This is a genomic window from Cellulosimicrobium funkei (genome assembly GCF_001019615.1).
Lineage (GTDB): Bacteria > Actinomycetota > Actinomycetes > Actinomycetales > Cellulomonadaceae > Cellulosimicrobium > Cellulosimicrobium cellulans_E.
The window spans coordinates 15,906-30,442 of sequence record NZ_JNBQ01000015.1 but is presented as its reverse complement, the minus strand read 5'-3'; the positions used below and the strand labels follow the sequence as shown (position 1 = coordinate 30,442).

The 14,537-nt window shown below is 75.3% G+C and carries 12 protein-coding genes and 1 tRNA gene; 2 read left to right on the top strand and 11 right to left on the bottom strand.

Annotated features, from left to right (window positions below; all coding sequences use genetic code 11):
* Nucleotides 1-6: 6 nt before the first annotated feature.
* The 10 genes from FB00_RS12215 to FB00_RS12170 form a co-directional block, all read right to left on the bottom strand.
* On the bottom strand, nucleotides 7-930 hold the full coding sequence (locus FB00_RS12215) for an FHA domain-containing protein (RefSeq protein WP_047233202.1): 924 nt from the start codon (nucleotides 928-930) through the stop codon (nucleotides 7-9).
* Entirely contained in the window at nucleotides 927-2,210 is a 1,284-nt protein-coding gene (locus FB00_RS12210; protein WP_047233201.1) for a VWA domain-containing protein, read from the bottom strand. The genes FB00_RS12215 and FB00_RS12210 overlap by 4 nt, the downstream gene beginning before the upstream one ends.
* 94 nt (nucleotides 2,211-2,304) lie before the next feature.
* Nucleotides 2,305-3,600: a protein phosphatase 2C domain-containing protein gene (locus tag FB00_RS12205; protein ID WP_082141261.1), complete on the bottom strand. Its 1,296-nt coding sequence runs from the start codon at nucleotides 3,598-3,600 to the stop codon at nucleotides 2,305-2,307.
* Nucleotides 3,597-5,954 carry a serine/threonine-protein kinase gene (locus FB00_RS12200; protein ID WP_047233200.1) on the bottom strand — a complete coding sequence of 786 codons (2,358 nt, stop codon included), beginning with the start codon at nucleotides 5,952-5,954 and terminating at the stop codon, nucleotides 3,597-3,599. The genes FB00_RS12205 and FB00_RS12200 overlap by 4 nt, the downstream gene beginning before the upstream one ends.
* Nucleotides 5,951-7,057 (bottom strand): hypothetical protein, encoded by a 1,107-nt coding sequence (locus FB00_RS12195; protein ID WP_047233244.1) that lies wholly within the window; start codon nucleotides 7,055-7,057, stop codon nucleotides 5,951-5,953. The genes FB00_RS12200 and FB00_RS12195 overlap by 4 nt, the downstream gene beginning before the upstream one ends.
* The gene (locus tag FB00_RS12190; RefSeq protein WP_047233199.1) at nucleotides 7,054-8,082 is read right to left on the bottom strand and encodes a glutamate ABC transporter substrate-binding protein; all 1,029 of its coding nucleotides are present in this window, start codon (nucleotides 8,080-8,082) and stop codon (nucleotides 7,054-7,056) included. Before FB00_RS12190 ends, FB00_RS12195 begins: the two co-directional genes overlap by 4 nt.
* Nucleotides 8,079-9,425: a hypothetical protein gene (locus FB00_RS12185; protein ID WP_052877632.1), complete on the bottom strand. Its 1,347-nt coding sequence runs from the start codon at nucleotides 9,423-9,425 to the stop codon at nucleotides 8,079-8,081. The genes FB00_RS12190 and FB00_RS12185 overlap by 4 nt, the downstream gene beginning before the upstream one ends.
* The gene (locus FB00_RS12180) at nucleotides 9,422-11,119 is read right to left on the bottom strand and encodes an AAA family ATPase (protein WP_047233198.1); all 1,698 of its coding nucleotides are present in this window, start codon (nucleotides 11,117-11,119) and stop codon (nucleotides 9,422-9,424) included. Before FB00_RS12180 ends, FB00_RS12185 begins: the two co-directional genes overlap by 4 nt.
* A complete protein-coding gene (locus FB00_RS12175; protein WP_047233197.1) occupies nucleotides 11,116-11,688 on the bottom strand; it encodes a hypothetical protein in 573 nt (190 codons plus the stop codon). The genes FB00_RS12180 and FB00_RS12175 overlap by 4 nt, the downstream gene beginning before the upstream one ends.
* A 77-nt stretch (nucleotides 11,689-11,765) precedes the next feature.
* Entirely contained in the window at nucleotides 11,766-12,983 is a 1,218-nt protein-coding gene (locus FB00_RS12170; RefSeq protein ID WP_047233196.1) for a toxic anion resistance protein, read from the bottom strand.
* Between the two features lie 304 nt (nucleotides 12,984-13,287).
* Between FB00_RS12170 and FB00_RS12165 the strand changes: the two genes are divergently transcribed.
* Both FB00_RS12165 and FB00_RS12160 read left to right on the top strand, forming a co-directional pair.
* Nucleotides 13,288-14,028: an SDR family NAD(P)-dependent oxidoreductase gene (locus FB00_RS12165; protein ID WP_047233195.1), complete on the top strand. Its 741-nt coding sequence runs from the start codon at nucleotides 13,288-13,290 to the stop codon at nucleotides 14,026-14,028.
* Between the two features lie 11 nt (nucleotides 14,029-14,039).
* Entirely contained in the window at nucleotides 14,040-14,441 is a 402-nt protein-coding gene (locus FB00_RS12160) for a PPOX class F420-dependent oxidoreductase (protein WP_047233242.1), read from the top strand.
* A gap of 4 nt (nucleotides 14,442-14,445) precedes the next feature.
* Here FB00_RS12160 and FB00_RS12155 read toward each other — a convergent pair.
* Nucleotides 14,446-14,521, bottom strand: a tRNA-Arg gene (locus FB00_RS12155).
* Nucleotides 14,522-14,537 lie beyond the last annotated feature (16 nt).

Genomic DNA, 14,537 nt, shown 5'->3' with positions numbered 1-14,537 from the left:
CCCCGCTCAGACCTCGCCCGGGAGTGCCTTGCGGACGACGAGCCGCGTCCAGGCGCCGAGGTAGATCCGGTCCCCGTCGGACAGCTCGCGTCGCTGCCCGGCGGGGACCGGGTCCGTCGGCAGCGGTTCGCCCGCGGGGCTCACGTAGGTCCCGTTCGACGACTGCAGGTCCTCGACCCACCACCGCTGGCCGTCCGTGCTGAGCTGGCAGTGCCGGCGCGAGACGCCGGTGTCCGCGCCGCAGTCGACCTGCGGGTGGATGCCCCGCGACACCGACGGGCGCCCGACGAGCACGCTGCGCTCGCGCAGCACGACGAGGCCGGGCAGGCCCGCCGAGGGCATCGGGTCCTCGGGCTGCTGCGCCGTGTACCAGTCGGGGTCGATCCAGATCTCCACGACCCACTGGTCCGGTCCCGGCACCGGAGGTGTCGGCAGGTGGGTGCCCGACGGCGCGGGCTCGCCCGGAGCGGCCGGCTCGCCCGCGGCGCCCGCCTCGGGTGCGGTGGGCGCGGCCGCGCTGGGCAGCGGCGGCGGGGTGGACGACGACGCCGGGGTCGCGGCGGAGGCCGGCAACGGGGGCGGCGTGAGCGCCGAGGGCGTGCCCGGGACGGGGGCCGCGGGCGGCGTCGGGCGCGACGGCGGGTCGAGCGAGAGCGCGGACGGCGGGTCGACCGGGTCGGGCAGGGCGCCCGTCGTGAAGTCGTAGCCGCAGTTCTCGCAGAACAGCGCGCCGCCGGCCGCCGGCGACCCGCAGTTCGGGCACTGGACGGGCTGGGTCGTCGCGGGGGCGGGGGTGCCGCCCGGCGCGGGCGTCGCGCCGCTCGGCGCAGACGCGGCGGGGGGCGACGCGGCGCCGATCGGCTCGCCGCACACGTCGCAGTAGTCGGTCGACTCGGACGGGTGCCCGTTGGGGCAGACGACGGCGCTCACCGGCGGACCCGGGTCGTCTTCGTCGAGGCGGTGTCGAGCGCCATCTCGTCCAGGGTCGAGGTGTTGCGCTTGAGGCGCACCGTCCCCTGCTCCTCGTTGTCGATGTCGACGACCTTGCGCAGGCGCGACGTCGCCTCGTCGTTGCCCGTCTGCTGCGCGAGCTGCACGGCGCGCCCGAGCTTCACGGTCGCCGTCGCCTCGTCGCCCGACGCCTTGGCCGCGAGACCCTCCTGGATGGCCGCGGCGAGCTCGGTCTGGCCCGTGTAGTGCGCGACCTCGGGGTTGATGCGCGTGGTGAGCGACTCGTCGTCGGACCACTTGGCCTTGACCAGGCCGGAGGAGACGACCTCGCCGTTGACCGCCAGCTGGACGCGCGCCGCGAGCTGCTCGGAGCCGACCGGCTTCGACGCGACGCGCACGGCGACGTGGTAGTCGCGCGACTCGTCACCCCACGACCCGGTCGGGTACGACCCCGTGAGCGGGTTGACCTCGGCGCGGCGATGGGTCAGGTCCTCGACGGTCGGCGCGACCTGCCGCACGAAGAGCACCTGGGAGCCCTGCGGGGCCCAGACGCGGAGGTCGGCCGAGGCCACGCCCCGGGCCATGGATGCCTGCATGAGCTTCTCGAAGTCGGCGGCGATCTCGTTCGGGTCCGCGATGAGGCCGACCGAGCCGAGCAGCGCGGTCGAGATCTCGCGCAGCTCGTCGACCTGCCAGCGCGAGCCGACGCCGCGCGCGTCGCACTGGAAGTGCCCGGTGACGTCGCGGACCGCGGCGGAGAGGTTCGCGCGCGGCTCCGACTCGTTCTTGCCGTCCGTGAGGAGGATCGCGTGCCGCTGGGTCGCCTGCGGCACCGTCGCGAAGAGCTGGTCGGCGAGGCGCAGCCACGTGCTCATCGCGGTGCCGCCCCCGGGCGTGAGCATCGAGATCGCGCGCTTCGCCTCGGCGCGCGCGCCGGGCTCCATCTGGACCATCGCCATGCGGGCGTTGGGGTAGGGGAAGACGCGGTTGGCGACGTGGCTGCCGCCGACGATCGCGAACCACGTGCCGTCGAGGATCTGGTCCACGGCGACCTGGGCCGCGTGCTTCGCGGCCTCCATGTTCCGGCCCGACATCGACCCGGAGGTGTCGACCATGATGATCTCGGCGACCCCGCCCGCGCCGCCGACGCTCCCCGCGCTCCCGGCCCCCGTGCACGTCACGGTGACGATCGCGTGGACGTCCGTCGCGCCCTCGGACAGGAACTCGTTCTGGTAGACCTCGGCGGCGAACTCGGCCATGGGGGCTCCTTCGGTGGTGCGGGTGTTCGTGCAGGCTATCGGGTCGTGGGCGGGTCGCGCGTGGGTGGGGTCGTACCGCGGTGCGAGGCCCGCGTCAGGCGGTGGGGATCGTCGTCTCGAGGTCCGGGTCGAGCTCCGGGGAGTCCGGGTCCGAGGACCGGTCGAACCGCGCGAGCGTCGCCGTGATGTTGTCGCGGCCGCCCTGGGCGTTCGCCCAGTCCACGAGGGCGCTCGCCACCGTCTGCGGGTCGTGGCCGACCCGCTCCTGGGTGGCGTGGAGCAGCGCCGCGAGGTCGACGGCGGGGGAGCAGTAGTTCCACAGGCCGTCGGAGCACACCAGCACCCAGCCGTCGCGGTCGGGGAAGGTCGCGGCCGTCCGGGCGACGGGATCCGGGGCGTCGGGGCCGAGCCAGCGCGTGATCGCGTGGGCCTGGGGGGAGCTCTCCGCCTGGGCGCGGGGGATGCCCTGCGCCATCATCTCCTGCGCCCACGAGTCGTCGACGCTGAGCTGGTGCGCCTCGCCCGTGTCCGGGATCCAGTAGGCGCGCGAGTCGCCCACCCAGCCCGTGACGACGAGCGGGCCGTCCACGACGGCGGCGACGAACGTGCACGACGGCGGGTTCTCGCGGTCGGCCATCGCGCCCACGGTCGTCAGGATCGCGTCCTGCGCGGCGCGCGAGGCGTCCCCGACGAGCGCCGACCAGGCGGCGACCCGCGCCGTCGGCTCGCCGACGACGGGGGAGCTCCCCTCCGGGGCGCCGGCCGCGAGCACGTCGCGCGCCGCCCGCGCGGCCGCGAGGCTCGCGACGTCGGAGTCGGGGGCGGAGGAGACGCCGTCGCACACGACGAGCGCGGCGAACGCCCGGTCCGCCACGGCGGACGGGCTGGCGGCGAGGGCCATCGCGTCCTCGTTGCGGGAGTGCCGCACGCCGCGGTCGCACACGCCGGCGACCCAGGTCGCGGGCCGCTCGGCCCAGTGGTCGCGCTCGGAGGCGGCGGGCTCGCCGCACTCGGTGCAGTACCCGTCCTCGGCGACGCGGCCCCCGCACCGCACGCAGGGTCGGGCGCCGGGGTCCGTCGCGCTGCCCGGCGCGGTCCCGTCGCTCACCGAGGAGCCGTCCGTGGGCGCGGCTGAGCCGTCCGGCGGCGCGAGCCGTTCCGCCCCGAGACCGGCCGACGCGTCGTCCGCCGGGCCCCCGGCGTGGGGGAGCGGGGCGAGCGGCGTGCCGCACGCCTCGCAGAACCGCGCACCCTCGGGCGACGGCTCGCCGCACGCGGGGCACGCGAGCAGCGCGGACGGTGCCGGGACGGCCTGGTCGGACACGGCCTGGTCGGGCACGGCCTGGTCGGGCACGGCCTGGTCTGGCACGGGCACCGGGGCGTCGCTCATCGGACCGTCCACCGTCGCACCTCGTTCGCGCGGTCGACGAGCGTGATGCGCTCGTCGCGCGAGTCCGTGAGCGACGCGAGCTCGCGGTACGCGCCCTCGAGGGCGTCGCGCAGCGCGGGCTCGTCGGCGGGGACGCCCGCGATCCGCGTCGTGGGCTCGGGCCCGGACCGCGTGACGGTCTCGAGGGCCGAGCGCAGCACGCCGACGGACAGCTCGGCGCGCTCGCGCGGCGCGATCGACACCGCGGAGACGCTCGCCATCGCGTCCGCCAGCGCGGGCAGGCCGCGCCCCGACTCGGCGAGCAGGTGCGCGCGCAGCGTGCGGGACTCCACGTACGACCCGCGCGTCGGCCCCACGAGGTCCAGCGCGTGCAGGGCGCCGTCGAGGTCGCCGCGCGCCTCGCGGATGCGCATGAGCCCGAACGCGGCGGGCGCGGTGTAGTTGGCGTCGGTGCGCGCGCAGATCACGTAGAGCGACTCCGCGATGTCCGGCTCGGCGCTCAGCTCGCAGGCCGCGGCGAGCGCGAGCTTCGGCGCGAGCTCGCCGGGCACCTGGCCGTAGACCGCGTTGAACGACGCGCGGGCGGCGACCGGGTCGCCCTGCGCGAGCTCGCCGAGGCCCCCGAGCCAGGCGGCGCGCCACTCCCACGGGTCGTCCGCGAGGATCGTGCCGATCGTGCCGCGCAGCACGTCGAACCGGCCTGCCTCGATCGCCGCGCGGGCGCGCGCGAGGTGCACCTCGACCGTGTCCTCGGGCGCGTCGGCGAGCGCGGCGAGCCGCGCGTCCGGGTCGACGACGTTGACGCCGGCGAGCCAGCTCGCCATCGGGTCGTGGTCGTCGCGACGCAGCGTGGGGAGCTCGTCCCACGCGAGCGGCCGGGCCGCCACGTCGGCGACCGGCGCCTCGAACAGCACGGACGCCGCCGAGTGCAGCGCCGGGTTGCCCGGGCCCGCGTCGGCGGCCACGACCTCGCGCAGCACCCCGAGGAGCTGGGTGCGCATCTCGTCGGCGGTCGCGAAGCGGTCCGCCGGGTCGAGCGCGCACGCCTTGGCGAGCAGCCGGTAGAACGAGTCGTACTGCTGGAACACGGGCGTGTCCGCGACCGGGGGCAGCGACGCGACGTACGTCGTCGTGTTGCCCCGGAAGTCGAGGACGAGCGTCGCGAGCGTGCGGCCGATCGTGTAGATGTCGGAGGCGACCGACGGGCCGACCTCCGCCACCTCGGGGGCCTGGTACCCCACGGTCCCGAAGATCGCCGAGGTGAGGTCGTCGCTGCGCCGCACGCCGCCGAGGTCGATGAGCTTGACCCCGTCGCCCTGCTGGATGACGTTCTCCGGCTTGAAGTCGCAGAACAGCAGGTTGTGGTCGTGCAGGTAGGCGAACGCGGGGAGGATCGCGAGGACGTAGGCGAGGGCCTGGTCCACCGGCATCGGGTCGATGACCCCGTTGTTCGTCTCGCGGCGCTCCTGGAGGATCTCCTTGAGCGACTCGCCGCCGACGTACTCCATGACGGTGTAGCCCGCGCCGTCGTGCATCGCGAAGTTGTAGATCTCGACGATGAGGGGGTGCTCGACCTCCGCGAGGAACTGCCGCTCGGAGATCGCGGCCGCGTAGGCGTCCGGGTCGCCCGAGTTGAGCAGGCCCTTGAGCACGACCCACCGGCCCGACACGTTCTGGTCGCGGGCCAGGTAGATCCAGCCGAGGCCGCCGTGCGCGAGGCAGCCGACGACCTCGTACTGCCCGCCGACCAGGTCGCCCGGCTTGAGCTGCGGCGTGAAGTCGAACTTGTTGCCGCAGTGCGGGCAGAAGCCGGACGTGCGGCCGGGCTGGCCGTCGCGACCGCGGCCGACCTTCTCGCCGCACGCGGGGCAGAACCGCTTGCGCTCCGCGACCTCGGGCACCGCCATGACGGACTGCAGCGGGTCGCGCGCGGGCACGGACGGGACGGTCGTCAGACCTGCGCCGAGTCCGCGACCGCGCAGGCGCGTCGAGGACGTCCCGACGCGTCGCGTCGCCTTCGAGCCGGTCGCGGCGGTCCGCGCCGAGCCGAGCGCGGCCGTGGCGAGGCGGCTCGAGCTCGTGCGGCCTGTGCGGGTCGAGCGCTCGGCATCGGGGTCAGCGCCCGCCGCCGACCCGGTCCCGGGGCGGCCCTGGATGAAGCCCGTGCCGAGCATCGCGGACGGCGACGCTGCGGCGGCCGAGCCGGGCACCGGCGCGCCGGTGGTGCCGGTCGAGGTCCCCGTCGGCGTGCCGCCGGAGCCGCCCGCGGGCGCGCCGCAGACGTTGCAGTAGCCGTCCTCGATGGTGCCCGGGCAGCCGGGCTCCGAGCACGGGACGGTCGCGGTGGTGGTCACGACGACGCTCCTTCCGGGGTGGGCAGGTCGCGGGTGAGGAACTGGTACTGCTCGACGAGGAAGCGGGCGAGCGTCACGTCGCACGGCACGGCCTCGACGGCGTCGCGCGCCTCGACGTGGCCGGAGCGCACGGTGGGCGACGCGGACCGCCCGTTGGCCCGGGCCTTCGCCGCGAGCCGCTCGAGGCTGTAGCGCAGCTCGGCGCGCTCGCGCAGGGGCCGCGTGTAGGCGTCCTCGACGGTCTCGACGGCGCGGGCCACGGTCGCGAGCCGCGCCGCGTAGGCGTCGAGCTCGAACCGGGAGTCGGGGACGGGCCCGAGTCGCGAGACATCGGGGACCGCGAGCCGCGGCGGGTGCGCGATCTCGCGCCGGCACCGCGCGACGAGCTCGCGCAGCGCGGGCTCGCGGGCCTCCAGCGCCTCGCGCTGCTCCTCGGTCCGCGCGCGGTCGCGGCGCAGCTCGCGGCGCTGCGCCGACGCGACGATGAGGTCGCGCTCGGCCCGCGCGACCTCGGTCTCGAGCTCCGCGAGCGGGCCCGCGACGTCGGCCCCGCGCGCGGCCTGGGCGACGAGGTGGTCGAGGCGCCCGCGCAAGGTCTCGACGCGGCCCCGCGCGTCCGCGTCGGAGCCGGCCAGGTCCTCGCAGCGCACGAGCTCGGCGCGCACGCCGCGCAGGCGGGCGACCTGGTCGGCCGTGTGCGGGTCGAACGACAGGCGGGTGCGGAGCTGGACGACGAGCGCGTCGCACAGCTTCACCGCCTCCACCAGCGAGACGAGCGCGGCGCCCGACCCGGAGTCGAGGCGCCCCCAGACGAGCTGGGAGATCTTCTCGCGCGCGACGGCGTCCGCCCGGCCCGAGTCCCAGACGGGCCGGATCTCGTCCGCGCGCGTGCGGATCGCCTGCCAGAGCGAGAGCGCGAGCACGAGGTCGGCCGTGTAGACGTCGGGCGTCGCGGCGGCCTGCGCGGCGGCGTCGAGCCGGTCGAGCTCCGTGCGCCGCTCGTCGAGCCAGGTCTCGAGCGCGGCGAGGTACGCCAGGAGGTCGGCGGCGGGGATCGCCTCGCCGAGCCGTCCCGGCGCCTCGGGTGCGGTCGTGCGGGTCACGGCGTGCGGCCGTACACCGCGGTCGGCGGGGTCGGGGCCGGGCCGAGCCCGCCGAGCCACTCGCCGTAGATCGCGGCCCAGCGCCCGTCGGCCTTCATCTGCTCGAGCACGCCGTTGACGAACCGGACCATGTCCACGTTCTGCGCGGGGACGCCGATCCCGTACGGCTCGTCGCTGATCGCCTCGCCGACGACCTTCGCGTACGGGTCCTGCGCGGCGAAGCCCGCGAGGATCGTGTCGTCGCCCGTGATCGCGTCGACCTTGCCCTGCTGGAACAGCACGAGGCACTGCGTGTGGGTCGTGGCGGGGACGGGCTCGATGCCGGAGAACTGCTCGAGGCGCGTGAGCGTCGTCGTGCCCTCGGGCGCGCACACGCGCTGACCCTCGAGGTCCGCGATCCCGCTCGCGGTCGAGTCGCGCGTGACGAGCACCTTCTGGCCCGCGTGGTAGTACTCGGCCGAGAACGCGATGGACTCCCACCGCTCGCAGTTGATGGTGAACGCACGGGCGACGAGGTCGACCTCGCCGTTCTCGAGCACCTCCAGGCGCTGGCCGGAGGTGATCACGCGGAACTGGAGCCGGTCGGGGTCGCCGAAGATCGCGCGAGAGATCTCGTGCAGCACGTCGATGTCGAAGCCCTCGATCTGGCCGGAGAGCGAGTTGCGCGCGCCCATGAGCAGCGTGTCGGCGGAGACCCCGACGACGAGCGAGCCGCGGTCGCGGATCGCCGCCATGGTGCTCCCGCCGGGCAGGGCGTCCGGACCGGGCAGCGCGCCCTCGGGCGCGTAGGAGGCGAGCGGGTCCGCGCACTCCGCGGGGGCGGCGGGCGCCGCCGGAGCCTCCTGGGCGGCCTCGTCCTGCGGTGCCTCGGTGAGGCGGAGGTCGTCCGCGCCGGACGGTCCCGAGCACGCGGCGAGCGCGAGCGCCGCGGCGAGCGCGGTGGCGACGACGCCGGTGCGGCGCCGACGGGCACCGGCGCGCCGGTTCCGGACGGACCGGTCGGTGGTGGCGAGCGTCGTGGTCACCGGTACTCCTCCAGTCGTGCGGTCACACCGCGCCACGCGAGCAGCGCGGCGATCAGGCCAGCGACCAGCAGGAGCCAGCCCGCCACGGTCGCGGTCGTCGCCGCGCCGTCGAGGCGCTCGCTCGTCGCGGCCGCGTTGGTCTCGATGTCGTCCCGGGCGGACGCGGAGAACGCGTCGAACGCGGCGTTGGGGCTCTCGGGGTCGGTCGCCGTGGCGAGGGCGACGGCGTCGTCCCACTGGCCCGCGTCGTCGAGCGCCCGGATGTCCGCGTGCCGGGTCACCCACGCGTCGAGCGCCTGGGCGGTCGACCCGTCGAGGATCCCCTCGGACGCCGCGGTGTCGAGCCGCGACGTGGCGTCGTCCGTGGCGGTGACGAACGCCTCCTCGTACGCCTGCCCCGACCCTCGCTTGATGAGCGTGAACGCCTCCATCGACTTCGCGTCGTTGGCGAGCGAGTACGCCTGGGACGCGGCGAGCGTCGCGGCGTACGGGCCGGTGCGGACGTCCTGCGCGCGCGAGCTCGCCTGGGCCAGGAGGACCGTCGACACGATGCCGACGACGAGCACGACGGCGGTGGCGACCGCGAGGCCGACGTTGAGCACGCGGTGCGTGCGGCGCGCGAGCCAGACCTGGCTCACGACGAGCACCGCGAGCGCGACGAGCCCGCCCGCGAGCACCCACAGCGCGTTGCGGACGCCCGAGAAGTCGGCGGCGACACGGTCGGCGTCGTCGAGCACGACCTCGTCGAGCGCGGGCAGCATCTGCTCGCGCAGGATGGTCGACGCCTGGTCGAGGTACGCCGAGCCGACCGGGAAGCCCTGCCGGTTGTTGGCGCGCGCCTGCTCGACGAGGCCGGTGTAGACGGTGAGGTCGGCCGCGACCTGGCCGAGCAGCTCCGCGTCGCCCTCGTTGCTCCCGGAGAGCGTGGCCAGGCCGCTCGCGGCCTGGTCCACGAGGTCGTCGTACCGGGCGCGCTGGTCGGCGGGCTCGAGGCCGCCCACGAGGAACGCGCCGGTCGCCGTCGCGTCCGCCGCGACGAGGGCGTTGCGCACCTCCTGGACCCCGACGAGCTGCGCGGTGTCCTTGCTCGCAGCCTCGAGCGCCCGGGACTGGACGCTGCCCGCCTGGAAGCCGAGCACGCCGAGCGCGACGGCGGCGAGCACGCACAGCGCCATGACGAGCCGCAGCTTGCCGGGCGTGCGGCGCAGGGCGCCACGGGCGCGGGACACGCCGGCCCCCGGTGCCCCGGTGGGGGCGCCGGCCGGGCCGGGCGCGCTGCCCGGGGCAGGGCCGCCCGCGGGGACGATCTGCTGGCCCGCAGGGCGGACCGGGGTGGTCGTCATGCGTTCTCCTCGGCGGTGGAGGGGGCGGTGGCGGACGCGTCGTCGGCGGGGGCGCCCGAGGTCGGTGCGTCGTCCTGGTCGTCGTCGCTCTCCGGCGGGTCGAGCGTGGCGAGGAGCGCCGGGGCACCCTCGCCGTCGACGACGTCGACCGGCAGCAGGAGGCGGAGCTCGTCGATCGTCGGCGCCTCGGTGTCCTTGAGGCGCCACGCGTGGCGCGCGATCGCGGCGTCGAGCACGTTGCGTGCCCAGCGCGCGTTGCCGAAGCCCTCGGTGCGCGGCTGCGCCGCGGCGAGGCGCGCGAACACGTCGAGCGCGTCGGGCGTCGGCTCGAAGTCGGATCTCGCCGCCATGCCCGCGAAGATGTCGCGCAGCTCGGCGTCGGCGTAGTCCTCGAACGTGATGGTCGTGGAGAACCGCGACTCGAGGCCGGGGTTCGTCGCGAGGAAGTCCGCCATCGGGCCGGGGTAGCCCGCGACGATGACGACGAGCTCGTCGCGGTGGTCCTCCATGTCCTTGACGAGCGTGTTGATCGCCTCGGCACCGTACTGGTCCTCCGCGAGGCCGTACGCCTCGTCGACGAACAGCACGCCGCCGAGCGCGGTGGCGACGACCTCGGACGTCTTCACCGCGGTCTGGCCCAGGTAGCCCGCGACGAGCTCGGAGCGGTCGACCTCGACGAGGTGGCCCTTCTCGAGCAGCCCGAGCGCGCGGTAGATCCCCGCGACGAGGCGCGCGACCGTCGTCTTGCCCGTGCCCGGGTTGCCGAGGAACACGAGGTGGCGCGTCAGCGTCGGGCGGGTCAGCCCCGCCTCGGTGCGCAGCTTCTCGACGCGCAGCAGCTCCGTCTGACGGTGGATCTCGTCCTTCACGCGGGTGAGCCCGGTGAGCGCGTCGAGCTCGGCGAGCAGGTCCTCGATCGATCGGGGCGGCTCCTCCGCGACCGCGGCCTCGGTCGCCGTCGCCTCCTGGGAGCGCGTGGCCGCGGCGTCGGCGCCTGGCGCGGGCGCGTCGTCCTGCGCGCCCGACGTCGTCGGGCTCGACGACGCGGGCGTCGGCCCGGGCGGTGCCGCGGCCGGGCGCACGCCGAGCGCGTCGAGGATCGACGCGACGGACGGGACCTCGGGCGCAGGCCGGCGCAGGGCGTCGAGCGAGCCCTGCGCGGCGAGCAGGTCGCCGAGGTCGAACGGGTCCGCCCCTCCCGTCGCCGCGCGCGCGGCGACCGGACCGCCCGCGGCGGGATGCGCCGTCGGGCCCGACGAGGCCCGGCCGGCCACCGGGGCGACCGCCGGGGCGCCGCCCGAACGCTGCACCGCGGCGGTGGCCGCGGCGGCCCCGGCCACGTGCGGGCCGGGGGAGCCGAGGTGCCCGGCAGCGCGTGCGACGTCGGCGAGCGCCTGCCCGTACGTGGCGGCGTGCTTCGAGCGGGCGGCACCGAGCGCGGCGAGCACGTCCGTCGGTGACGTGCGCCAGCGCCGCGCGCTCGACGCGGCCGTGAAGAAGGCGCCCGTCGCGGCGGGGTCGTGCCCGAGCGCGGCGAGCCACGCCGCGGGCGCGCCGGGGGAGGACTCGGCGACGGCCGCCGCGAGGCGAGCGCCCTCGTCGCGCGCCGCCTCCTCGTCCACGCCCGCGGCGCGGGCCGCGGCGTCGAGCGCGTCGAGCGCCGCCGCGAGGCTCGGGGTCACCGGGCCGGTCATGGTGCCTCCAGTCGTCCGGGCTCCGACGTCGGGCCGCTCGGCGGCTGGGGCGTGCCCTGGCCGGCCCCGGGGTCGAGCGCGATCGACGAGTCGCGGAACTTCTCCGCGAGGAACGCGCCGTGCGCGACGAGCGCAGCGGCGTCGGCACGCGAGACCGCGTCGGAGATCTTGTCGAGCGTGACGCCGAGCAGGTCGAGCTGGTCGCACAGCAGCATGAGCGACGTCTTGCCCTGCGCGACGACCCGCCGGTCGGCGAAGTCGCGCGGCAGGCGCAGGTACGCGCCGACGGCCTCGGGCAGGTAGCTCGTGGCCGTCGCGACGACCGTGTGCGCCTGCTGCGACCCGCCGCCGAGGCGGTCGAGGCGCGGCACCATCTCCTCGACCGTGCCGGTGATGCGGTGCACGCGCGCCGTGACGGCAGGCGGCACACGCCCCTCGATCTGCTGCTCCACGCGCTCGACCGAGGCGAGGATCTCGGCCGACGTCGGCGGGGCGGGCAGCTCGAGCGCGGGCTCGGGCGCGGGGGACCGGCCGCCGAGGCGGCCGATCACGTCGGAGAACCAGCCCATCTAGCTCGGGGTCCGATCTGTGGTGCGGGGAGCGGCGGTCAGGCCGCGGGAGGACGGAGGGCGTACGTCGCCAGGGGTCACAGGCGCCCGATGTCGAGCGAGCCGTTGCCGACCTGCGACTGGTCCGAGCGGCGCGCGCGGTCGAGGTACTCGTTCGCCTTGGTCGTCTCGGTCTCGAGCACCCCGATGGTCTGCGCCATCGAGTCGAGCGCCTGCGTCTTGAAGGTCGAGATCGAGTCGAGCGTCGCGTAGATGTTGGCGAACGCCTGCTGGAGCTGCGGGAGCCCGACCGTCGCGCTCGCGGCCTGCTGCTGGATGCTCGCCGACTGGTCGGCCAGCATCTTCGAGGTCGAGGCGATCATGTTCGACGTCGTCGTGTTGAGCGCCGTGATCTGGTCCAGCACGAGCTTCTGGTTCGCGAGCGCCTGCGCCACGATGACGGCCGTGCGCAGGGCCGAGACCGTCGTCGTCGTCGCACGGTCGACGCCCTTGATGAGCTCGATGTTGTTCTTCATGATGATGTCCATCGCGAGGTAGCCCTGGATGGACACCGCGAGCTGCGTGAGCAGGTCCTGGTGCTTCTGGCGGACGTAGAACAGCACGTCCTCGCGCAGCGCCTGGGCCCGCTCGGGGTCGCTCGCCTCGAGCTCGGCGATCTTCGTGGAGAGCTCGGTGTCGAGCCGCTCGGCGATGAAGATGTACTGGTTGAGGCGCGCCATCGAGTCCCAGAGGTTCTGCTTCTCGAGGTTCAGGGCGGCGTTGTCCTTGCGGAGCTCGTCCTGGCCGTTGTAGAGCGACTGGACGATCGCGTTGAGCTGCTTCTGCGAGCTCTCGTAGCGGCGGAAGTAGTCCTGGAGCTTGCCGCCGAACGGGATGAGACCCAGGAACTTCTTGCCCACGCTCGCCTCGCTCGGGTCGAGGTCCTCGACCGTGCGGCGCAGCTCGAGCAGCGACTTGCTCACCTTGGAGCTCTCGGAGACGCCGCCCTCGCGCAGCTCCCGGACCGGCATCTCGAGCATGCGGTTCGAGACGTCGGAGGCCGCGCGGATGTCCTTGTCGCCCATCTTGCGGATGTCGTCGGCCTTCGCCGCGAACTCGGGCGAGCGCGTGTCCGTCGCCAGGAGCTGGTCGAGGTAGGAGGAGACCTTCGACTCGAGGCCCGGGATCGCGGCCTCGTCGACGCGCGGCGCGAGCGACGGCGCCTGCGTGGCGGCGACCGGCTTGACGGGCTCCGGGGCGCTGAGCGTGAGCGTCTCCGTCGGGGCGGGGGGCTGGAGCGGTGCTGCCTCGGTCATGTCGGTCCTTCGCTCGTGCGTGCCGTCGGACGCCGTCGGTGGCGGGTGGGGGCGGCCCTCGCGAGCTCCCCCTCGACCCGGGCGAACCGGGCGGAACCGGCTTGCGCCGGTCGGCCGAGTATATCTACGACGGGTGGCCTGATCTTTACCCTTTCCGGGGATCGGGAGGGTGAGAACTCCCCATGCCAGACCCAACGTCCGGGCGGCCGATGAGTTCCGCCCGCCCGCGGCGTCGTCCGTGTGCGAGAGCTCGCCGCGCGCCCCGTCCGAGGAGGCGCGTGCGCCGCCGACGAAGGGAAGAGAGATGCAGCTCGCCGGGAAGAACGCGGTGGTCTACGGCGCCGCCGGGTCGATGGGGTCGGCGGTGAGCCGCGCGTTCGCCGCCGCGGGTGCGCGCGTCTTCCTCGCGGGGCGCACGGCCGCCACGCTCGACGCGCTCGCGGACGAGATCCGCGCGGCCGGCGGCCAGGCGCACGCCGCCGTCGTCGACGCGACGGACAAGGAGTCGGTCGACGCGCACGCGGCCGACGTGGTCGAGCAGGCGGGAAGCCTCGACGTGTCGTTCAACGCCGTCGCGTACGACGTGCTCCAGAACGTCCCGCTCGTCGACATGTCCCTCCAGGACTTCGTGGCGCCGATCGTGTCCGCGACGACCACCCACTTCCTCACCGCGACCGCCGCGGCGCGGCACATGGTCGCCCAGAGGTCCGGGGCGATCGTCATGCTCTCGTCGACGGCCGCGCGGGAGTCGCGGCACGAGATGGGCGGGTTCAGCCTCGCGTGCGCGTCGATCGAGACGCTCGTGCGCAGCCTCGCCGGCGAGGTCGGCCGCCACGGCGTGCGCGTCGTCGGGCTCCGGCCCAACTTCACGCCCGAGACCGTCGGCGCGTCGGACGACGACCTGCCCATGCTCGTGAAGGACACGCTGCTCGGCCGGCTGCCCCGCCTGTCCGAGGTCGCCGGCACCGCCGTCTACCTCGCGTCCGACGCCGCGGGCGCGACGACGGGCGTCGTCGTCGACCTCTCGTGCGGGGCGATCGTGTGAGCGCCGGCCCCGTGCCCGGACCCGCCCACGTCCCCGAGGCGGCCCGCGCGCTCGTGGCCGGACCGCATGTCGCGCACCTCGCGACGGTCCTGCCCGACGGTGGCCCGCACGTCGTGCCGCTCTGGGTCGGCTGGGAGGGGGACCGGCTCGCGTTCCTCACCGGCCCCGGGTCGCGCAAGGCGCGCAACCTCGCCCGCGACCCGCGCGTCGCGGTGTCCGTGACGGAGACCGGGAACCCGTACGTCATGGCGACCCTGCGCGGGCGCGTCGTCGAGGTGCTCGACGGCGACGCGGGCTGGGCGGTCGTCGACCGCCTCTCCGCCCTCTACACCGGCGGCCCCTACCCGCGCGGGGAGGAGCGGCACGCCTACCTGGTCGAGATCGACCACGCGACGGCGCCGTCGTTCGGCTGAGGAGTGGTGCCCCGAGCAGGACTCGAACCTGCAACCTACGGATTAGAAGGCCGTTGCTCTATCCATTGAGCTATCGAGGCGCGCGCCCATCGTAGT